Raw genomic sequence first — 19,595 nt, forward strand, 5'->3', positions numbered from 1 at the left:
CGAACCGCATGGTCAACAGCACCGTCGAGAAGCTCAGCCCCACCCGGGTCAAGCTCCACATCACGGTCTCGCCCGACGAGCTCAAGCCGAGCATCGCTCACGCCTACGAGCACATCGCGCGCGACGTGCAGATCCCCGGCTTCCGCAAGGGCAAGGTCCCCGCCCCGATCATCGATCAGCGCATGGGCCGCGGCGCGGTCATCGAGCACGCCGTCAACGAGGGCCTCGACGGTTTCTACCGCGCGGCCGTCGACGACCAGGAACTGCGCGTCATCGGTCGCCCCAACGCCGAGATCATCGAGCTCCCCGAGCTCAAGGATTTCTCCGGTGACCTGGTCATCGACGTCGAGGTCGACGTGCGCCCCGAGTTCGACCTCCCCGCCTACGACACCCTCACGGTGACCGTCGACGCGGTCGAGGCCGATGAGGCCGGCATCGACGCCGAGCTCGACCGCCTGCGTGCGCGCTTCGGCACGCTCGTCACCGTCGACCGCCCCGCGACCACCGGTGACTTCGTCGAGCTCGACCTGGTCGCCACCATCGACGGCGCCGAGATCGACCGCGCCGAGGGCGTCTCGTACGAGGTCGGCTCGGGCGAGCTGCTTGAGGGCATCGACGAGGCCATCGAATCGCTCACCGCCGACGAGCAGACCACGTTCCGCTCGAAGCTGGTCGGCGGAGACCACGCGGGCGAAGAGGCCGAGGTCGCGGTGACCATCACCGCCGTCAAGGAGCGCGAGCTCCCCGACGCCGACGACGATTTCGCGCAGATGGCGTCGGAGTTCGACACGCTCGCGGAGCTCCGCGAGTCGCTGAGCGAGCGCGTGTCGCAGCAGGCCGTGTTCACGCAGGGCTCCGCCGCGCGTGACAAGTTCATCGAGGCCCTGCTCGAGGCCGTCGACATCCCGGTTCCGCCGGCGCTCATCGAAGACGAGGTGCACACGCACCTCGAGGGCGAGAACCGCCTCGAAGACGACGAGCACCGCGCCGAGGTCACCGAGGCGAGCGAGAAGCAGTTCCGCACGCAGATGGTGCTCGACAAGATCGCCGAAGACGCCAACGTGCAGGTGTCGCAGGACGAGCTCACGCAGTACCTGATCCAGTCGGCCGCGCAGTACAACATGGCGCCGCAGGACTTCGTCAACGCGCTCCAGCAGGGCAACCAGCTGCCCGCGCTCGTCGGTGAGGTCGCCCGCAACAAGGCCCTCGCGATCGCGCTCGGCAAGGTGTCCGTCGTCGACACCAACGGCAAGGCCGTCGACCTGACCGGCTTCGTCGCCGTCGAGGGCGAAGAGCCCACCGAGGGTGACGACGAGGTCGTCGAAGAGGCTCAGGAGATCGCCGACGCCGCCGCCGACGCCGACGCCATCGTCGAGGCCGAGGAGGCTCCCGTCGAGGAGGCTCCGAAGAAGGCTCCCGCCAAGAAGCGCGCGCCCGCCAAGAAGAAGGCAGACGACAAGGCCGCCGAGAGCGAGTAAGTCGTGACGAGGGGGCGGGTGCTACGGCATCCGCCCCCTCTCCCGTTCCCGGACCCTGTTGAGTGTCCAGGACACGCCGCGCGCCGCGCGCTCTGAGCGGCGAGTCTTGGACATTCAACAGGGTCTTGGGCCCCGGGGCGTACGGGCGGCGCGGCGCGCGGCGCGAGGGCCGGAACCCGAGAGTGCGCACTCGGCCACGAACCCGAGGGTTCGCACCCCGGCGCGAACCCCCGGGGGTGCGCACCCGGGCGCGAACCCCCGGGAGTGCGCGTGCGCGCGTGGCGGCGCGCCCGGCGCCGACCCCGAATGCTGTTGAGTGTCCAGGACGTGCCGCGCCAGCTTCGGTGATGCGGCGTGTTGTGGACACTCGAGTGAGAAGGACGACGCCGAGAGGGCGGAGCGACGACATGGACGACTGGCAGAACCGCGTGGATGCCGTGTGGGCAGACGAGACGCTCGAACCCACGGCGGTGATCGCACGCATCGACGAGCTGGCCGCGGAGCGGCCCGACGACGACGCCGTCGCGCTGTTCGAGCGGGCCGGCGCACGGGACTCCGCGGGCGTCGAGAACGAGGCGGAGGTGCTCTACCGCCGCGCGCTCGCCCTCGGCCTCGACGACGAGCGACGCACCCGCGCCACCATCCAGCTGGCGAGCACGATCCGCAACCTCGGCAAGACCGAGGAGGCCCTGGCACTGCTCCGCGCCGAGTACGGGCGCGAACCGCGCGGACCGCTGCACGATGCCGCTGCGGCGTTCTACGCCCTCGCGCTGGTGTCGACCGGTGCGCCCGAGCAGGCGGCATCCATCGCCCTCCGGGCCCTCGCGCCGCACCTGCCGCGCTATACCCGCTCGGTGACCGGGTATGCGCAAGAAATCGCCGACGAATCCCGCTGATCCGCCCGCGGCGAACACGGCATCCCGGCCCGCGGCCCGCCGGTAGATTCGTTGCAGATCACCGGAAGAGGAGCACACATGCCCGAACCCCTTATGGCAACGAGCGTCTTCGACAGGCTGCTGAAGGACCGCATCATCTGGCTCGGTTCCGAGGTGCGCGACGATAACGCCAACGAGATCTGCGCCAAGATCCTGCTGCTGGCCGCAGAGGACTCGCAGAAGGACATCTACCTCTACATCAACTCGCCCGGCGGCTCCATCACCGCCGGCATGGCCATCTACGACACGATGCAGTTCGTCCCGAACGACATCGTGACCGTCGGTATCGGCATGGCGGCGTCGATGGGTCAGCTGCTGCTGACCAGCGGCACCAAGGGCAAGCGCTACATCACGCCCAACGCGCGCGTTCTGCTGCACCAGCCGCACGGCGGCTTCGGCGGAACGTCGAGCGACATCCAGACGCAGGCGCAGCTCATCCTCGACATGAAGCGTCGTCTGGCAGAGATCACCGCCGCGCAGACGGGCAAGAGCGTCGAGCAGATCAACGCCGACGGCGACCGCGACCGCTGGTTCAGCGCCGCCGAGGCTCTCGAGTACGGCTTCGTCGACCACATGCGCGAGCACGCCACCGACGTCACCGGCGGCGGCGGGACCGCGGCCTGAGGCCGAGAGGAAAGGACACCGACATGAACATCCCCACTTTCGGCGGCGCAGCGTCACACATGCCCAGCAGCCGCTACGTTCTTCCTCAGTTCGAGGAGCGCACGGCCTACGGCTACAAGCGCCAGGACCCGTACAACAAGCTGTTCGAAGACCGCGTGATCTTCCTCGGCGTGCAGGTCGACGACGCGTCGGCCGACGACGTGATGGCCCAGCTTCTCGTTCTCGAGTCGCAGGACCCCGACCGCGACATCATCATGTACATCAACTCGCCCGGTGGCTCGTTCACGGCCATGACGGCGATCTACGACACGATGCAGTACGTCTCGCCGCAGATCCAGACCGTCGTGCTCGGTCAGGCCGCATCGGCAGCCTCGGTGCTGCTGGCCGCCGGTGCCCCGGGCAAGCGCCTGGCGCTGCCGAACGCCCGCATCCTGATCCACCAGCCCGCCATGGGCGAAGCGGGTCACGGGCAGGCGTCCGACATCGAGATCCAGGCGCAGGAGATCCTGCGCATGCGCACCTGGCTCGAGCACACGATGGCTCACCACACGGGCCAGGACGTCGCGAAGATCAACAAGGACATCGACCGCGACAAGATCCTGTCGGCGCAGGAGGCCCTCGAGTACGGCCTCGTCGACCAGGTGCTGACCACGCGCAAGCGCATGCCCGCGGCTCTCACCGCCTGACGCGCTTCTCGTCTCGAAGCCCCGCAGACCCGTTTCGGTCTGCGGGGCTTCGTCGTTCCTCGCGCGACTCGCCAAGAGTCGTCGCTCGAGGGTGGTCCGCAGGGACATATCTCGGCGATTCGCGCGCGGGAAACGGGGGAGAGAACGGATGCCGGCGTCCGCCCTGGGCGATCACGACACCGCCGCGGGCCCAAATGCCCTTGGTTCGTACGGGCACGGGTTAGGCTCGGGTACACACCGGCGGGGGCCGGGTGACAGGAGGAACCGGCATGGCACGTATCGGTGAAAGCGCCGACCTGTTCAAGTGCTCCTTCTGCGGCAAGAGCCAGAAGCAGGTGCAGCAGCTCATCGCCGGTCCCGGCGTGTACATCTGCGACGAATGCGTCGAGTTGTGCAACGAGATCATCGAAGAGCGCATGGCCGAGTCCTCGGCGGGAGAAGTCGCCGAGTTCGACCTCCCCAAGCCCCGCGAGATCTTCTCGTTCCTCGAGGAGTACGTCGTCGGTCAGGAGGCCGCCAAGCGTGCCCTCGCCGTCGCCGTCTACAACCACTACAAGCGCGTGCGCTCGCACGGCACCCTGCAGCCCGCCGAGGCGCGTGCCGAAGAGATCGACATCGCCAAGAGCAACATCCTGCTGCTCGGTCCCACCGGCTGCGGAAAGACCTACCTCGCGCAGACCCTGGCCAAGCGTCTCAACGTGCCGTTCGCGGTCGCGGATGCCACGGCGCTCACCGAGGCGGGATACGTCGGCGAAGACGTCGAGAACATCCTGCTGAAGCTGCTGCAGGCCGCCGACTTCGACGTCAAGCGCGCCGAGACCGGCATCATCTACATCGATGAGGTCGACAAGATCGCCCGCAAGGCCGAGAACCCCTCGATCACGCGCGACGTGTCGGGCGAGGGCGTGCAGCAGGCCCTGCTGAAGATCCTCGAGGGCACCGTCGCGTCGGTTCCCCCGCAGGGCGGGCGCAAGCACCCGCACCAGGAGTTCATCCAGATCGACACGACGAACGTGCTGTTCATCGTCGCTGGCGCCTTCGCGGGGCTGGAAGAGATCATCTCCGCTCGCGTCGGCAAGCACGGCGTCGGTTTCGGTGCCCCGCTCCAGCGGAAAGAAGATGCGCCCGACCTCTTCAGCGAGGCGCTTCCCGAAGACCTGCACAAGTTCGGCCTCATCCCCGAGTTCATCGGTCGCCTTCCCGTCGTGGCGTCGGTCTCGCCCCTCGACCAGGACGCGCTGATGGAGATCCTCACCGCCCCGCGCAACGCCCTGGTCAAGCAGTACCAGCGCATGTTCGAGCTCGACGGTGTGCAGCTGGAGTTCGACGAAGACGCGTTGCGTGCGATCGCCGACCTCGCGGTGCTGCGCAAGACGGGTGCCCGCGGTCTGCGTGCGATCCTCGAAGACGTGCTCGGGCCGATCATGTTCGATGTGCCCTCGGCCGATGACATCGCCAAGGTGGTCATCACGCGGGCGTCGGTCGAAGACCGTGTGCCGCCGACGATCGTGCTCGCGCAGAAGCGCCGGAGCGCCTGAGCGCGAACGCCCGGCTGGTCTCGCCTGAGAAGATCGGGACCGTTTCGAACGACGGCGGCGCCGTAGCGCGAGCGTTCGCACACGCGGTCCTGCACCGGCGGTGACCAGACGGGCCGCGGCGTCGGCGAGCGATGTCGGAGGTGGCCGCTAACCTCGCTACATGGTCAGCGTCACACCCTTTCGAATCTCCGTTCCCGAGCACGACCTCGTCGACCTCCGAGAGCGTCTGCGCCGTTCCCGGCTGCTCCCGGATTCCCCGGGCCGACCGGCCTCGGGCATGACGGCCGACTACCTCGCCGAGCTGGTGGAGTCCTGGGCCGACTTCGACTGGCGCGCCCGCGAGGAGTGGCTGAACGCGCACCCGCAGGTGCTCGTCGACGTCGAGGGGGCGACGCTGCACGCCGTCCACCTCCGCGCGCCCGACCCCGAGGCGCCGGCCCTGCTCGTCATGCACGGGTGGCCGCACACCTTCGCCCTGCAGCTCGATTTCGCGGAACGCTTGCAGTCTCGCATGCATGTCGTGGTCGTCAGCCTGCCCGGGTTCGGTTTCTCGACGCCCTATCGGGAGGGGCCGATGACCGATGAACGGCTGGTGCGGTCCGTGCACGAACTCATGACCGAGCATCTCGGATACGAGACGTACGTCACCTACGGCGAAGACGTCTCGGCGTCGATCAACGACCTTCTGGCGGTGCGGTATCCGAATCAGGTGACCGGCATCATCGCGACGCACCCCCACTTCGCCGCCCCGAGTGACGCGACCCTGTCCGCGGTCCCCGAGGTGCAGGCGTTCCGCGCTCACCTGGAGCGCGAGCGCGCATCGGGCGGTGCGTACAGCCACGCGCAGGCGACACGGCCCGACACCCTGGCGGTCGGACTGAACGACTCGCCCGCAGCGCTGCTGGCGTGGATCGTCGAGAAGTTCGTCGAGTGGGCCGACGTCGACACCGATGATCCGCGCTCGCTCGAGACGCGCATCTCCCGCGAGAGGATCCTCACCGAGGTGACCCTGTACTGGGTCACGCAGACGATCGCGACGTCGTTCCGGCCCTACTTCGACCATCACTCCGCCGACGCCGAGCCCGCCGCGACGACGACCGTGCCGGCTGCGGTCTTCATCCAGCGCCATGAGGCCGACTACCCCGAGGTGATGGCTCGGGCGTTCTACCGCGACCTGCGGGTGTTCGAGCGGCTGTCCGAAGGCGGTCATTTCACCGCGGCCGAGGTGCCGGAGGCGTTGGCGCAGCGCGTCGGCGACTTCGTCGAGTCGCTCACCATCTGAGCGTGCTCGGTTTCGTCCCGCCGTGGCCCCGCCCACGCCCGTCGGCGGCGAGGGCCACGGCGGGACGCCTTAGCCCGTGAGACCGCGGCGCTCCAGCAGCGGCTGGATGTCGGCGTCGCGCCCGCGGAAGTCGCGGTAGGCCGCCAGCGGATCGCCCGAGCCGCCGACGCCGAGCAGGCGCTGCCGGAACCGATCGCCGTTCTCGCGGCGCAAGCCTCCGTTGGCGCGGAACCACTCGACCGTGTCGGCGTCGAGCACCTCGCTCCAGATGTACGAGTAGTAGCCCGCGCTGTACCCGCCCGAGAACACGTGGGCGAAGTACGTCGACGAGTACCGGGTCGGCACCGCCGGGATGTCCAGGCCCATGTCCGCCAGGGCGGCGGCCTCGAACTCGGCGACGTCGATCTCGGCCGCCGCCTCGTCGACGGACAGGCCGTGCCAGGCCTGGTCGATCCACGAAGCCGCCAGGTACTCGCTCGTGGCGAAGCCCTGGTTGAACGCCTCCGACGCGTGCAGGCGCTCGACAACGTCAGCGGGGAGGGCCTCGTCGGTGTCGATGTGGCGGGCGTAGTTCGTCAGGATCTCGGGCCAGAGGATCCACATCTCGTTCACCTGGCTGGGGAACTCCACGAAGTCGCGGTGCACGGCGGTACCGGCGAAGTGCGGGTACGTGACCGTCGCGAAGAGCCCGTGCAGAGCGTGGCCGAACTCATGGAACAGCGTGATGACCTCGTCGAGGGTCAGCAGCGTCGGCGTACCCGGCGCGGGCTTGTTGACGTTGAGGTTGTTCACCACCACGGGCGCGGTGCCACGCAGCGCCGACTGCGTGACGATCGAGTTCATCCACGCGCCGCCCCGCTTGGTGTCGCGGGTGTACAGGTCGAGCAGGAACAGGCCCAGCTCGCTGCCGTCGGCGTTGTGCACCTCGAACACGCGCACGTCGGGGTGATAGCCCTGCAGGTCGTGTCGCTCGCTCACGCGGATGCCGTACAGCTGCTCCGCGGCGAAGAACACGCCGTCGCGCAGCACGCGCTCCGCCTCGAACCAGGGCCGGAGTGCCGCACGATCGAGGTCGTACTCGGCTGCCCGAACCCTCTCGGTGAAGAACGCCCAGTCGTGCGCCTCGATCTCGATGTCGTCGGCGTCGGCGATGCGCTGGAGCGCGGCCTGCTCGGCGCGGGCGTTCGCCGCGGCGGGGGCAGCCAGGCGGCGCAGCAGCTCGTGCACGGCGGTGGGGGAGCCGGCCGTCTGGTCGGCGAGGATGGCCGCGGCGTGCGACGGGTACCCCAGCAGGGCGGCACGCTCGGCGCGCAGCCGCACGATGTCGCGCAGCACCGCCCGGTTGTCGTGCGCGTTGCCGCGGGTCCCGCGCGAGCGGGAGGCCTCGAGCAGGCGTCGGCGACTCTCACGGTTGGTGAGCGACGCCAGGTAGGGGTGACCGGTGTACAGGGTGAGGGTGACGACGTAGCGGCCCTCGAGACCGCGGGCGGTCGCCGCCTGGGCTGCGGCCGACAGTTCGCCGGCGCCGAGACCGTCGAGTTCGGCGACGTCGTCGAAGACGACCGCGAGGTCGTTCGTGTCGGCGAGCAGGTTCTTCTCGAACGCGGTGGTGAGCACCGACAGCCGCTGGTTGAGGTCGGTCAGCTGGGCCTTCTGCGCGTCGTCGAGACCGGCGCCGGCGAGGGCCATCTCGCGGTGGTGGCGTTCGACGAGGTACCGGCTTTCGGCATCCAACTCCAGGTCGTCGAGGGAGGAGTGCACCGCCGCGATGCGGGCGAACAGGGCCGCGTCGAGCTGAATGGCGTCGCCGTGCGCGGCCAGGAGCGGCGCGAGTTCTTCCTCTGCGGCCTGGATCTCGGGCGTTCCGTCGGCCGACGACACGGTGTAGAACGCCCTCGCGACGCGGTCGAGCAGGTCACCGCTGCGCTCGAGCGCCAGAAGCGTGTTCTCGAACGTCGGAGCATCGGTCTGCGCCGTGATGGCGTCGACCTCGGCCCGGTGCGCGTCGAACGCCGCGCGGAACGCGGGGAGGTAGTGCTCGGCGCGGATGCTGCCGTAGGGCGGCAGGTCGTAGGGGAGGGCGGGCGGTGAGAGGAGGGGATTGGTCACGGCATCCGTCATCGTTCCAGCGTAGTCACGCGTTAAGCGACCGGATGCAAAGAAGTGCTTGCAAAGAAACCCGTGCAAAGGTATCTTTGCATCATGACCGAGCAGAACCGACCCCGGGAACGCGTCCTCGACGCCGGTGCCCTCCGCGCGCTCGCCCACCCGCTTCGCGTCCGCCTGTTCGACCTGCTCAGCCAGTACGGTGCCCAGACGGCGAGCGGCCTCGCGACGCTCACGGGGGAGTCCACGGGCGCGACGAGCTACCACCTGCGTGCGCTCGCGCGCCACGACCTCATCCGCGAGGTCGAGGGGCGCGGCACCGCTCGCGAGCGCTGGTGGGAACGCCCGGTGGGTGCGATCACGCTCACCAACCCCGAGCTGGCCGAGACCCCGGCCGGTCGTGCGGTGCAGGAGGCCGTCGCGAGCGAGACCCTCACCCTGCGGCAGCAGCAGCTCATGCGCTTCGTGCGCGACGGCTGGGAAGAAGCACCCGACTGGCGCGATGCCACGCTCATCGCCACCGCCAGCGCCCGACTGACGTCGGCGCAGATGGCCGACCTCAGCGCACGCCTGCAGGCGGTGATCGACGAGACGACCGAGCGGTACCGCGATCAGACCGGAGACGACGTCCGCGTGGTGACGATGCGCGCCGACGTCTTCCCTCTTCCCGCCGACGGAGTCGCCTCATGACCGCTCTCACGACCACGGCGCCGCGCACCCTCGCCCCCACCGCCCTCGACCGCGCCCTGCTGGGCCTGTCTCGCATGCTCGCCCGGGCCGCGGAGTCCCGCATGCGGGCACGGGCGGTGAGGCCCGTGCACAGCGAGGCACGGCACGCCGCCCGAGCCGACGGGCGGTCGCCGTATGCCGAGGCGGAGTTCTACCTGCGCGTGCGCTGACTCAGGCGAACTCGTCGTCGTCGTCGTAGCGCACGACGACCTCGCCCGCGGCATCCTGGGTCACGACGACCCCGGTGTCGAGCTCGGCGACCGCACGCCCCTCGAGGAACGTGAGCGTCCACCGCGGGGCGGGGGCGCTCAGGCCGTCGGGGGTGAGTGCGGCCTCGACCGCGGCGATCTGCGCGTGCAGCGCCTCGGGCACGGCCTTCGGCGGCTGCTCGCGGGCGGTCCAACGGGTTCCGAGCTGCATCAGTCCTCCTGGGGTGCGAACACGATGTCGGTGACCGTGGTGGTCTCGGCCCCGACGAAAGAGATGGTCTCGATGCGGCCCACGGCGCGCAGATCGCCCTCGGCCAGACGCAGGGCCTCGACGTTCGGACCCGAGACGGTGAGCGAGGTGACCGGCGTCTTCTGCGAAGCCTTGGCCTCGGTCTTGGCACGACGGATGCCGATGAGCGCGGCGCTGACGGCGGTGAGCACGGCGGGGTCGCCGTCGATGCCGAGCGGCTCCGGCCACGCGGCGGTGTGCACCGAACCCTCTTCGAACCACGACCACGTCTCTTCGGCCGCGAACGACAGCACCGGGGCGAACAGGCGCACGAGCGCCGACAGGGCCGTGCGCAGCGCGAGCGCTGCCGACGCCTGACCCACGTCGGACTGGTCGTACGCGCGTTCCTTGACCAGCTCGAGGTAGTCGTCGCAGAACGTCCAGAAGAACGACTCGGTGATCTCCAGCGCCCGCGCGTGGTCGTACGCCTCGAAGGCGGCGGTGGCGTCTCGAATCACGGCATCCAGGGTCGCGAGCATCGACGCGTCGAGGTCGTGCGTGACCTCGGCGCCCTCGGGCACGGGGAAGGACAGCACGAACTTCGCCGCGTTCAGCAGCTTGATCGCCAGGCGCCGACCGATCTTCACCTGCGTCGGGTTCTGCGGGTCGAAGGCGGCATCGGTGCCCAGGCGGCTCGACGCCGACCAGTAGCGCACGGCGTCGGAGCCGTGCTGCTTCAGGATGTCGGCGGGAGTGACGACGTTGCCCTTCGACTTCGACATCTTCTTGCGGTCGGGGTCGACGATGAAGCCCGAGATCGCGGCATCCGACCAGGGGCTCCGGTCGTCTTCGAGGGCGCTGCGCAGCATCGTCGAGAAGAGCCAGGTGCGGATGATGTCCTGACCCTGCGGTCGCAGGTCGAACGGTGCGACGAGGTTCCACAGCTCCTCGTCGCGCTGCCAGCCACCGGCCAGCTGCGGGGTGAGCGACGACGTCGCCCACGTGTCGAGGATGTCGAGCTCGGGGTCGAAGCCGCCGGCCACTCCACGCTGGTCCTCGGTGTACCCCGGGGGCACATCGACCGTCGGGTCGACCGGGAGGGCGGCGAGGTCGGGGGTCAGCACGCGCGCGTAGTCGCGCTCCCCGTTCTCATCCAGCGCGTACCAGACGGGGATCGGCACCCCGAAGAAGCGCTGGCGCGAGACGAGCCAGTCGCCGGTGAGGCCGTTGGTCCAGTTCTCGAAGCGCACGCGCATGAAGTCGGGATGCCACGACATCTCGCGCCCCAGCGAGACGAGACGCTCGCGTAGCTCGGCATCCCGCGCTCCGTTGCGGATGTACCACTGGCGCGTCGAGACGATCTCGAGCGGGCGGTCGCCCTTCTCGAAGAACTTGACGGGGTGGGTGAAGGGCTTCGGGGCGCCCTCCATGGCGCCTGCCTCCTGCAGCAGCTCGACGATGCGCTTCTTGGCGCTGAAGACCGTCTTGCCGGCGAGTTCGCCGTACGCCGCCTTCGCGGCATCCGTCACGATCACGTCGGGGGCGTCGGCGACGATGCGTCCGTCCTTACCGATGATCGTGCGGTTCGGCAGGTCGAGCTCTCGCCACCAGATGATGTCGGTCACGTCGCCGAAGGTGCAGATCATGGCGATGCCCGAGCCCTTGTCCTTCTGCGCGAGCGGGTGCGCGAGCACCGGCACCTCGACGTGGAAGAGCGGGGTGCGCACGGTCGTGCCGAAGAGGGGCTGGTAGCGCTCGTCGTCGGGGTTGGCCACGAGAGCGACGCACGCGGCGAGCAGCTCGGGGCGGGTGGTCTCGATGAACACGTCGCCGGAGCCGTCGGTCTTCGCGAAGCCCACGCGGTGGTAGGCGGCGGGCTGGTCGCGGTCTTCGAGCTCGGCCTGGGCGATGGCCGAGCGGAAATCGACGTCCCACAGGGTCGGCGCCATCGACTGATACGCCTCGCCGCGCTCGATGTTGCGCAGGAACGCCAGCTGGCTCGTGCGGATCGAGTCGTCGGAGATGGTGCGGTAGGTCTGCGTCCAGTCGACGCTGAGTCCCAGCTCGCGGAAGAGCTCTTCGAACTGCTTCTCATCCTCGATCGTGAGCTGCTCGCAGAGTTGGATGAAGTTGCGGCGGCTGATCGGCACCTGGTCGGCGGCCTTGCTGCTCTTGTTGTCGCCGCCGGCGAACGGCGGGGTGAAGTCGGCGTCGTAGGGGAGCGAGGGGTCGCAGCGCACGCCGTAGTAGTTCTGCACACGGCGCTCGGTGGGCAGGCCGTTGTCGTCCCAGCCCATCGGGTAGAACACGGTCTTGCCGCGCATGCGCTCGAAGCGCACCTTCACGTCGGTGTGCGTGAACGAGAACACGTGGCCGATGTGCAGGCTCCCGGATGCCGTCGGCGGCGGGGTGTCGACCGAGTAGACGCCCTGCCGGCCGCTCTCGGCGGCGCGCAGGCGGTCGAAGACGTATGTGCCGCGTTCTTTCCACGCGGCGTCCCACTTCTGCTCGAGGCCTTCCAGGGCGGGCTTGTCGGGAATCGTGGCCATGGGAGTACTCCTCGAGCGATATGGGCGGCACTGTGTGAGCGTGCCTGAAGGGGGTGGCCTCCAGGATACCGGGGTCGGGGGTGGGCGCGTGGCGGGGCGTGCGGGCATGTCGGGGGCGCAAGGTCAGCGATCCGCGCATCCTCAGGCCGGTGCTGCGGATGCCGCTGAGGTTGCGCAGATTGCTGAGGTTGCGCGCGATGTGGTCTTCGGCGCCGGGGTGCGGTGTGATGCTCGTGCGCATTGTCGGGGACCGGCGCAACGTCCGTCAGATCGGGTGGATGCCGCTGAGGTAGCGCCGATCGTTGAGCCTGTGGCGGTCGTTGCCGTCGGGCTGCCTGTCCTCCCCAAGCGTCATCCCCTCCACATGTCGCTCGGCACGCGCCCCGGTGCCGCCGGGGTCGGGCATCATCGGCGGGATGCGCCCTCCGCCCACCCTGCCCATCACCGATCGTGCGTCACAACTCGGCGGCGTGGTCCGCGCAACGAGCCTTCTCGAACAGGGGTACAGCAAACACCGGCTGGCTCGGGCGGTCGAGGAAGGGGCGCTCGTTCGGGTGCGGCGAAACTGGTTGGCGTTGCCCGGAGCCGATCCCCACCTCGTCGCAGCGGCCAGGACAGGAGTCGTCCTGTCGTGCATCACGGCGGCTGAACGCGCGAAGCTGTGGGTCGCCGAGCGACCCGGGACTCCGCACGTGGCCTACCCGGGATCGGGTCGGGTACATGGGCCCACGGCCGTCGTGCACTGGCAGCGGCCGGTGGTGCCACGGCATCCGGACGTGCTGGAAGACGGTACCGAGAACGTGCTGATGACGGTCGCCGCGTGCCAGCCCTACGAAGTCGCTCGAGCCGTATGGGATTCGGCGCTGAACAATCGTCTCGTCGATGCGCAGACTCTGCGGCGCCTTCCCTGGACGGGAGCTGCTCGGCGCTTCGCCGCGGAGGCGACACCATGGGCCGACTCCGGGCTCGAGACGATCTTCGTCGTGCGCCTTCGTTGGCTGGACCTGCCGATCCGCGCGCAGATATGGATCGCCGGCCATCGGGTCGACGTGCTCATCGGCGAGCGGCTGGTCGTGCAGATCGACGGCGCGCACCATGTCGGCCCTCAGCGGACATCAGACATCAGCCACGACGCTGAGCTCATGTTGATGGGGTATCACGTCATCCGGGTCGGGTACGCCCAGGTCATGCACCGCTGGGAAGAGGTGCAGGAACAGATCATGCGGGCGGTTGCGCAGGGGCTGCACAGGGCGTGATCCGCCGACATCGGTCGGCGAGGTCGCTCGTCCCCGCGGCCGGGTGCCGCCGCGGCGTCGGCACCTGCGCAAGGTCGGCGATCTACCCGAGGTCAGCGCGCTCGAGCGGATGCCGCTGAGGATGCGTAGGTCACGGAGGATGCCGCTGGCGTCCAGGTGCGAGCTGCGCAACGTCAGCGATCTGCGCAACGTCAGCGCGCTCGGGCGTGCGCCGCTGACGATACGCAGATCACTGAGCATGCGCCTGTGCGCCGATCGATGCCCCACGCGGGCACGCGTTCGTGATGGCGCGAGCGACGGCCGGGGTTTTCGAACCCGGTCCAGGAAGCCGGGTAAGCTGGGGGCTTCCTACGAAACTTCCGAGGTCCTTCCATGTCTTCTCTGCCGTCCCGCGGGCCGCTCTCCCGTCGCGTGCTGTCGGCGGTCGCCGTCGCCGCGGTCGCCGCCCTTTCCCTGTCGGCGTGCTCCGGCTCCGACCCGGGCGCCTCGGGCGACGGCGAGATCGTCTGGGCGATCGAGGGCGCGAACCTCTCGGCCGGGCACATGGACCCGCAGACGAGCCAGCTCGACGTGTCGGCCATGGTGCAGCGCGCGGTGCTCGATTCGCTCGTGTTCCAGGAGGCCGACGGTTCGTTCTCGCCGTGGCTCGCCGAGTCGTGGGACGTCGAAGATGGCGGCGCGAGCTACCTCTTCCGCCTCCGCACCGACGTCACCTTCCACGACGGCACGCCCTTCGACGCGGCGGCCGTGAAGGCGAACTTCGACCGCATCGTCGATCCCGACACGGCGTCGGCGCAGGCGGCATCCATGCTCGGCGGCGACCTGTACGCCGGCACCGACGTGGTCGACGAGCACACGGTGCGCGTGCGTTTCTCGCAGCCCTACGCCCCGTTCCTGCAGGCCGCGAGCACGGCGCTGCTCGGGTTCTACTCCCCGGCCGTGCTCGAGACGAAGGCCGACCAGCTCAAGGCCGGCGGCCCCGGCGTCACGGTCGGCACCGGCCCCTTCGAGCTCACCGAGTACACGCCCGATCAGGACATCGTGTACACCCGCAACGACGACTACACGTGGGGCCCCGACGGGGGCGGCAAGGCCGCGTTCGAGACCCTGCGCGTCGACATCCTGCCCGAGGCCTCGGTGCGCGTCGGCGCGCTGTCGAGCGGCCAGGCCGACGTCGTGACCAACCTGCCCCCGAACCTCGTCAGCCAGGTCCCGGCCGACGACACCGTGGAGTCGATCGAGTACCCCGGCCTGCCCTACTCGCTGTTCCTCAACGAGAAGTACGGCGTCTTCGCCGACGAGAAGGTGCGCCAGGCCTTCACGCGGGCCATCGACGTCGACACCGCCGTGCAGGAGATCTTCTTCGGCCAGTACCCGCGCGCCTGGAGCATCCTCGGCTCCACGACCCCCGGCTACGACGCGAGCCTCGAGAACTCGTGGCCCTTCGACGCGGCAGCCGCGGGCGCCCTGCTCGACGAGGCCGGATGGACCGGACGGGATGCCGACGGCATCCGCACCAAGGACGGCCAGCGCCTCACGGCCCGCTGGATCGCCTGGACCCCCGTGCCCGACGACCGCGCCGCACTCGCCAACGCCGTGCAGAGCGACCTCAAGGCGGTCGGATTCGACCTGCAGCGCGAGGTGCTGGAGCCCGGTGCGTACAACGAGCAGTACGGCCCGAAGACCTACGACGTCACCGACTGGGGCTTCTCGGGCGTCGACGCCGATCTGCTGCGCAGCCATCTCGCCACCGACGGCTTCCAGAACGCCTCGCAGGTGAGCGACCCCACCGTCGACGCGCTGCTCGCCGAGGGCGCGTCGACCACCGACCCCACCGCGCGCGCCGAGATCTACGCCCAGGTGCAGCAGTGGAACGCCCAGCACGCCGCGATCGTGCCCCTGTACAGCCCCGCGCTCATCAGCGCCGTCCGTCCCGACGTGACCGGCCTGACGTTCGACCTCTACGGTCGGCCGCTGTTCGCCACGGCCGCCGTCGGCTGAGACTCGGACCCGGAATGCCACGATCTCGCTCGCGCGCCCTGGTGAGGCGCATCGGCGGGATCGTGGCATCCGTCGTCGTGGTGCTGTGGGGGGCCGCGACGCTGGCGTTCGTGGCGTTCCGCATCATCCCCGGCGATCCGGTCGACGTCATGCTCGGCCCGCAGGCGCAGGTGAGCGACGCGGTGAAGGACGGGATCCGCAGCGAGCTGGGCCTCGACCGCCCGGTCTTCGAGCAGTACGGCGCCTTCCTCGGCCGGCTGCTGCGCGGCGACCTGGGGGAGTCGTACCAGTTGCGCCAGCCCGTGACCGAGGTGATCGGGCGTCAGCTCGGACCCACGCTGCAGCTCTCGGCCCTCGCACTCGTGATCGCGGTGCTGCTGGCCCTGGCCAGCGCCCTGCTCGTGCGCGGGCGGACGGGCCGCGCACTGGCATCCGGGATCGAACTCGTCGTGCTCTCCTCGCCGGTGTTCTGGACGGGACTCGTGCTGCTGTCGGTGTTCTCCTTCCAGCTGGGGTGGTTCCCGGTGTCGGGGGCGAGGGATGCCGCGGCCCTCGTGCTGCCCGCGGTGACCCTCGCGCTGCCGGTCGCCGCGCTGCTGTCGCAGGTGCTGCGTGACGGCGTGGAGTCGGCCGAACGGGAACCGTTCCTCACGACCGTCCGTGCCCGCGGGGCGACGCCGCTGCGCGAGAGCGTGCACCACACCCTGCGCCACGCGAGCGTCGGCGGCGTGACGCTCGCGGCCTACCTCGTCGGCTCGCTGCTGGGGGGTGCGGTGCTGGTCGAGACGGTGTTCGCGCGTCCCGGAATCGGCCGCGTGACCCTCACCGCGATCACCGATCGCGACCTGCCCGTCATCACGGGAGTCATCCTGCTGAGCGCCCTCGTCTTCGTCGTCGTGAACACGGTGGTCGACCTCGTCGTGCCCGTGCTCGACCCGAGGATGCGGCGGGCCGACGCCGCCCTGCGCGCCCGGGTGGGGGTTCCGGGGTGAGGGGCCGCGTCGTGGCGCTGAGCACGGCGGGCGCCGTTCTCGCCGTCGTCGCCGTCGCCGCCTTCGCGCCGGGGCTGCTGGCCACTCACGACCCGCTGCTGACCGACGTGCGGGCGGCGCTCCAGCCGCCGAGCAGCGCCCACTGGTTCGGCACCGACCAGAGCGGACGCGACGTCTACTCGCGCGTGGTCTTCGGCGCGGGCCGCTCGGTGGGCATCGGACTGCTCGCGACGGGGCTCGCGCTGGTCGTGGGCGTGATCGTCGGGTCGCTGTCGGCGGTGGCTCCACGCCTGGTCGACGCCGCGGCGATGCGCGTCGTCGATGTGCTGCTGGCGTTCCCCGAGTTCCTCGTGGCGCTGCTGGTCGTCGCCGTTCTCGGTCCCGGCCCGGTCAACGTCGCGGTGGCCGTCACGATCGCCGCCGTCCCCGTGTACGTGCGCCTGGCGCGTGCGCAGACGCGCACCTCGGCCGCCGCCGAGCACGTCGAAGCGGCGCGCATCGTGGGGGTTCCGGCGGTCACCGTGCACGTGCGGCACGTGCTGCCGGGAGTGCTGGGCGCGGTGAGCGTGCTGGGCACCATCGGCATCGGCACGAGCATCCTCGCCGCCGCCGGCTTGAGCTTCCTGGGCCTCGGACCGACCGAACCGACACCGGAGTGGGGGCTCATGCTCTCGGCCGGGCGCAACCTGCTGCTGCAGGCGCCCTGGGTCGCCGTGTTCCCGGGCCTCGCGATCACCGCGACGGTGGTCAGCGTGAGCGTCGTCGGTCGTATCCTGCGGGCGCGGGCCGAGGAGCGCGGCGTATGAGCGGGCGAGAGGGGCGGGGCGTGAGGGCGGCGGGCGGGGGCGGCGCGGGCGGGAGCGGCGCGGGCGGCGGGAGCGGGGCGAGCGTGGGCAGCGCGGGCGGGGGCGCCGCGGGCGGCGTGCACGTGCGCGGGCTCCGCATCGCCGACGGTGACACTGAGCTCGTCCGCGGACTCGACCTCGACGTCGCGCCGGGGGAGTGCGTCGCGATCGTGGGGGAATCGGGCACGGGCAAGTCGCTGAGCGCCCGCGCACTGCTCGGACTGTTGCCGCGCACGCTGTCGTGGAGCGCCGACGCCCTGCGCATCGACGGCGTCGACGCGCGCGCCCTCGGCGAGCGGGCCTGGCGCAGGCTCCGGGGGCGACGCATCGCCCTCGTGTCGCAGGACGCCCTGGTCTCGCTCGACCCCTTGCGCCGGATCGGCGCCGAGGTTGCCGAGCCCCTGCGCATCCACGAACCCGCCGTGCGCGGCGACGCCCTGCGCGATCGGGTGCGCGCGGTGCTGGAACGCGTGGCCCTGCCCGAGCCCGAGCGTCGCGTGCGGCAGTACCCGCACGAGCTGTCGGGCGGCCTGCGCCAACGCGCGCTGCTCGCCTCGGCGCTGGCGGCGGGTCCCGGCATCCTGGTCGCCGACGAGCCCACGACGGCACTGGATGCCACCGTGCAGGCGCGCGTGCTCGATCAGGTGCGCGCGATCGCCGACAGCGGCGTGGCCGTGGTGTTCATCAGCCACGACCTCGCTGCCGTCCGCCGTGTGGCCGACCGGGTCATCGTGCTGCACGACGGACGCGCGATCGAGACGGGGACCACGGCCGAGGTGATGGCCGCCCCCCGAGACCCCCACACCCGGGCGCTGGTCGATGCCACCCGGCACCCGCCGTTGCATCGCGCACCCCGCACCGACGCTCCGCTGGCCTCGGGCACCTCTCTGACGAAGCGGTTCGGCGACCGCGCGGCGGTCGACGACGTCTCGTTCGCCGTGCGGCGCGGCCGCACGCTCGCCGTCGTCGGGGAGTCGGGCTCCGGCAAGACGACGCTCGCGCGCATGATCGTCGGCGTCACCGAACCGGATGCCGGGAACCTGACCTTCGACGGCCGCCCGTGGTCGCCCCGCGCGGCGAGGGGCGCCGCCCGCCGTCGCGTGCAGCTCGTGCAGCAGAACCCCTGGGGCGCCCTCGACCCGCGCTGGAGCGTCGGACGCACGCTCGGCGAGGCGGTCGCCGCCGCGGGTGTGCCGCGGGCCGGCCGTCGGGCCGCGGTCGGCGACCTGCTCGACGAGGTGGGGCTCGGCTCGGCGTTCGGCCGACGGCTTCCGGCCCAGCTGTCGGGCGGTCAGCGCCAGCGCGTCGCGATCGCTCGCGCCCTCGCCGCCGACCCCGACCTGCTCGTGCTCGACGAGCCGGTGTCGGCGCTCGACGCGACGGTGCGCGAGCGGATCCTCGAACGGTTGCTCGCCCTCCAGCGCGAGCGCGACCTCGCGATGGTGTTCATCACGCACGACCTCGACGTCGTGGCCTCGATCGCCGACGACGTCATCGTGATGAAGGACGGCCGCGTTGTGGACTCGGGCACCGTCTCGTGCGTGTTCGCCGATCCTCGGCATCCGTTCACGAGGGAGTTGCTCGCCGCGGCGGGCGTGGGTCCCGGCCCGTCCACCGCCGGGTGAGCTGCGCGCGCCCGCCCGCGCGACGGCCGGCCCTCCGCAGCGGGCTGTCGAGCGCGCGGGCGCAGCCTCGTTGAGTGTCCAGGACACGCCGTGCCTGCATAGCCTCACGCGGCGTGTCCTGGACACTCAACGCCTCTGTCGGCCCGCACGCGCCTGCCCGGCCCGCGCGCGCCACCGTCCGGCCCGCGCGCGCCACCGTCCGGCCCGCGGCATCGGGCGCCCGACCGCGCGGGCGCAGCCCCGTTGAGTGTCCAGGACACGCCGTGCCCGCACCGCTCCATGCGGCGTGTCTTGGACACTCAACGCCTCTGTCGGCCCCCGCGTGCGGTCGCCGGGACCCCGCGCGCGACTGCAGGCAGCGGCACGGGCCGTCAGCCCGCGCGCGACGCAACCCCGTTGAGTGTCCAGGACACGCCGCAACTGCACCGCCACACGCGGCGTGTCTTGGACACTCAACGCCTCTGCCGACTCGGTCGCGCGCCCGCCCGGCCCGCGCCCGCCCGTCCCGCGG

General features: G+C 70.7%; 16 protein-coding genes. 13 read left to right on the plus strand and 3 right to left on the minus strand.

Going from position 1 to position 19,595, the window contains the following annotated elements; genetic code table 11:
- Nucleotides 1-8: 8 nt before the first annotated feature.
- From tig to BJP65_RS00550, 6 genes are all read left to right on the plus strand, one after another.
- Nucleotides 9-1,478, plus strand: a complete 1,470-nt coding sequence (tig, locus tag BJP65_RS00525; protein ID WP_070407894.1) for a trigger factor — start codon at nucleotides 9-11, stop codon at nucleotides 1,476-1,478.
- 407 nt (nucleotides 1,479-1,885) lie between these two features.
- Nucleotides 1,886-2,374: a tetratricopeptide repeat protein gene (locus BJP65_RS00530; protein WP_070407895.1), complete on the plus strand. Its 489-nt coding sequence runs from the start codon at nucleotides 1,886-1,888 to the stop codon at nucleotides 2,372-2,374.
- Nucleotides 2,375-2,452: 78 nt separating this feature from the next.
- Nucleotides 2,453-3,037, plus strand: a complete 585-nt coding sequence (locus BJP65_RS00535) for an ATP-dependent Clp protease proteolytic subunit (RefSeq protein ID WP_055836866.1) — start codon at nucleotides 2,453-2,455, stop codon at nucleotides 3,035-3,037.
- Between the two features lie 23 nt (nucleotides 3,038-3,060).
- Nucleotides 3,061-3,723 (plus strand): ATP-dependent Clp protease proteolytic subunit, encoded by a 663-nt coding sequence (locus BJP65_RS00540; protein ID WP_055836869.1) that lies wholly within the window; start codon nucleotides 3,061-3,063, stop codon nucleotides 3,721-3,723.
- A 269-nt stretch (nucleotides 3,724-3,992) separates the two neighbouring features.
- Entirely contained in the window at nucleotides 3,993-5,261 is a 1,269-nt protein-coding gene (gene clpX, locus BJP65_RS00545) for an ATP-dependent Clp protease ATP-binding subunit ClpX (protein WP_055836872.1), read from the plus strand.
- 160 nt (nucleotides 5,262-5,421) lie between these two features.
- On the plus strand, nucleotides 5,422-6,543 hold the full coding sequence (locus BJP65_RS00550) for an epoxide hydrolase family protein (RefSeq protein WP_070407896.1): 1,122 nt from the start codon (nucleotides 5,422-5,424) through the stop codon (nucleotides 6,541-6,543).
- A gap of 69 nt (nucleotides 6,544-6,612) precedes the next feature.
- Here the strand turns inward: BJP65_RS00550 and BJP65_RS00555 are convergent, their stop codons facing one another.
- Complete coding sequence (locus BJP65_RS00555; RefSeq protein ID WP_070407897.1) at nucleotides 6,613-8,664, minus strand: M3 family metallopeptidase; 2,052 nt, start codon at nucleotides 8,662-8,664, stop codon at nucleotides 6,613-6,615.
- 81 nt (nucleotides 8,665-8,745) lie between these two features.
- Between BJP65_RS00555 and BJP65_RS00560 the strand changes: the two genes are divergently transcribed.
- On the plus strand, nucleotides 8,746-9,339 hold the full coding sequence (locus BJP65_RS00560; RefSeq protein ID WP_070407898.1) for a helix-turn-helix domain-containing protein: 594 nt from the start codon (nucleotides 8,746-8,748) through the stop codon (nucleotides 9,337-9,339).
- Nucleotides 9,336-9,548 (plus strand): hypothetical protein, encoded by a 213-nt coding sequence (locus tag BJP65_RS00565; protein ID WP_070407899.1) that lies wholly within the window; start codon nucleotides 9,336-9,338, stop codon nucleotides 9,546-9,548. The genes BJP65_RS00560 and BJP65_RS00565 overlap by 4 nt, the downstream gene beginning before the upstream one ends.
- Nucleotide 9,549: 1 nt before the next feature.
- On the opposite strand, the gene BJP65_RS00570 is transcribed toward BJP65_RS00565, so the two are convergent.
- Entirely contained in the window at nucleotides 9,550-9,798 is a 249-nt protein-coding gene (locus tag BJP65_RS00570; protein ID WP_055836886.1) for a hypothetical protein, read from the minus strand.
- Nucleotides 9,798-12,365: a valine--tRNA ligase gene (gene valS / locus BJP65_RS00575; protein WP_070407900.1), complete on the minus strand. Its 2,568-nt coding sequence runs from the start codon at nucleotides 12,363-12,365 to the stop codon at nucleotides 9,798-9,800. Before valS ends, BJP65_RS00570 begins: the two co-directional genes overlap by 1 nt.
- A 416-nt stretch (nucleotides 12,366-12,781) precedes the next feature.
- Here valS and BJP65_RS00580 point away from each other — a divergent pair, with 416 nt between their 5' ends.
- The 5 genes from BJP65_RS00580 (at nucleotide 12,782) to BJP65_RS00600 (ending at nucleotide 19,084) form a co-directional block, all read left to right on the plus strand.
- Nucleotides 12,782-13,621 (plus strand): type IV toxin-antitoxin system AbiEi family antitoxin domain-containing protein, encoded by an 840-nt coding sequence (locus BJP65_RS00580; protein ID WP_070409784.1) that lies wholly within the window; start codon nucleotides 12,782-12,784, stop codon nucleotides 13,619-13,621.
- Between the two features lie 372 nt (nucleotides 13,622-13,993).
- On the plus strand, nucleotides 13,994-15,622 hold the full coding sequence (locus BJP65_RS00585; RefSeq protein ID WP_070407901.1) for an ABC transporter substrate-binding protein: 1,629 nt from the start codon (nucleotides 13,994-13,996) through the stop codon (nucleotides 15,620-15,622).
- Between the two features lie 14 nt (nucleotides 15,623-15,636).
- Nucleotides 15,637-16,614, plus strand: a complete 978-nt coding sequence (locus BJP65_RS00590; protein ID WP_070407902.1) for an ABC transporter permease — start codon at nucleotides 15,637-15,639, stop codon at nucleotides 16,612-16,614.
- An 11-nt stretch (nucleotides 16,615-16,625) separates the two neighbouring features.
- Complete coding sequence (locus tag BJP65_RS00595) at nucleotides 16,626-17,420, plus strand: ABC transporter permease (RefSeq protein ID WP_258027507.1); 795 nt, start codon at nucleotides 16,626-16,628, stop codon at nucleotides 17,418-17,420.
- Between the two features lie 20 nt (nucleotides 17,421-17,440).
- Nucleotides 17,441-19,084 (plus strand): ABC transporter ATP-binding protein, encoded by a 1,644-nt coding sequence (locus BJP65_RS00600; protein WP_258027508.1) that lies wholly within the window; start codon nucleotides 17,441-17,443, stop codon nucleotides 19,082-19,084.
- The last annotated feature ends 511 nt before the right edge of the window (nucleotides 19,085-19,595 follow it).

It is taken from the genome of Microbacterium sp. BH-3-3-3, from assembly GCF_001792815.1.
Classification (GTDB): domain Bacteria; phylum Actinomycetota; class Actinomycetes; order Actinomycetales; family Microbacteriaceae; genus Microbacterium.

Coding starts and splice junctions, on each gene's coding strand:
- BJP65_RS00565 (WP_070407899.1), top strand. CDS start 9,336: ATGACCGCTCTCACGACCACGGCGCCGCGCACCCTCGCCCCCACCGCC.
- BJP65_RS00530 (WP_070407895.1), top strand. CDS start 1,886: ATGGACGACTGGCAGAACCGCGTGGATGCCGTGTGGGCAGACGAGACG.
- BJP65_RS00585 (WP_070407901.1), top strand. CDS start 13,994: ATGTCTTCTCTGCCGTCCCGCGGGCCGCTCTCCCGTCGCGTGCTGTCG.
- BJP65_RS00555 (WP_070407897.1), bottom strand. CDS start 8,664: ATGACGGATGCCGTGACCAATCCCCTCCTCTCACCGCCCGCCCTCCCC.
- BJP65_RS00580 (WP_070409784.1), top strand. CDS start 12,782: ATGCGCCCTCCGCCCACCCTGCCCATCACCGATCGTGCGTCACAACTC.
- BJP65_RS00535 (WP_055836866.1), top strand. CDS start 2,453: ATGCCCGAACCCCTTATGGCAACGAGCGTCTTCGACAGGCTGCTGAAG.
- BJP65_RS00590 (WP_070407902.1), top strand. CDS start 15,637: ATGCCACGATCTCGCTCGCGCGCCCTGGTGAGGCGCATCGGCGGGATC.
- BJP65_RS00550 (WP_070407896.1), top strand. CDS start 5,422: ATGGTCAGCGTCACACCCTTTCGAATCTCCGTTCCCGAGCACGACCTC.
- valS (WP_070407900.1), bottom strand. CDS start 12,365: ATGGCCACGATTCCCGACAAGCCCGCCCTGGAAGGCCTCGAGCAGAAG.
- BJP65_RS00540 (WP_055836869.1), top strand. CDS start 3,061: ATGAACATCCCCACTTTCGGCGGCGCAGCGTCACACATGCCCAGCAGC.
- BJP65_RS00560 (WP_070407898.1), top strand. CDS start 8,746: ATGACCGAGCAGAACCGACCCCGGGAACGCGTCCTCGACGCCGGTGCC.
- tig (WP_070407894.1), top strand. CDS start 9: ATGGTCAACAGCACCGTCGAGAAGCTCAGCCCCACCCGGGTCAAGCTC.
- clpX (WP_055836872.1), top strand. CDS start 3,993: ATGGCACGTATCGGTGAAAGCGCCGACCTGTTCAAGTGCTCCTTCTGC.
- BJP65_RS00570 (WP_055836886.1), bottom strand. CDS start 9,798: ATGCAGCTCGGAACCCGTTGGACCGCCCGCGAGCAGCCGCCGAAGGCC.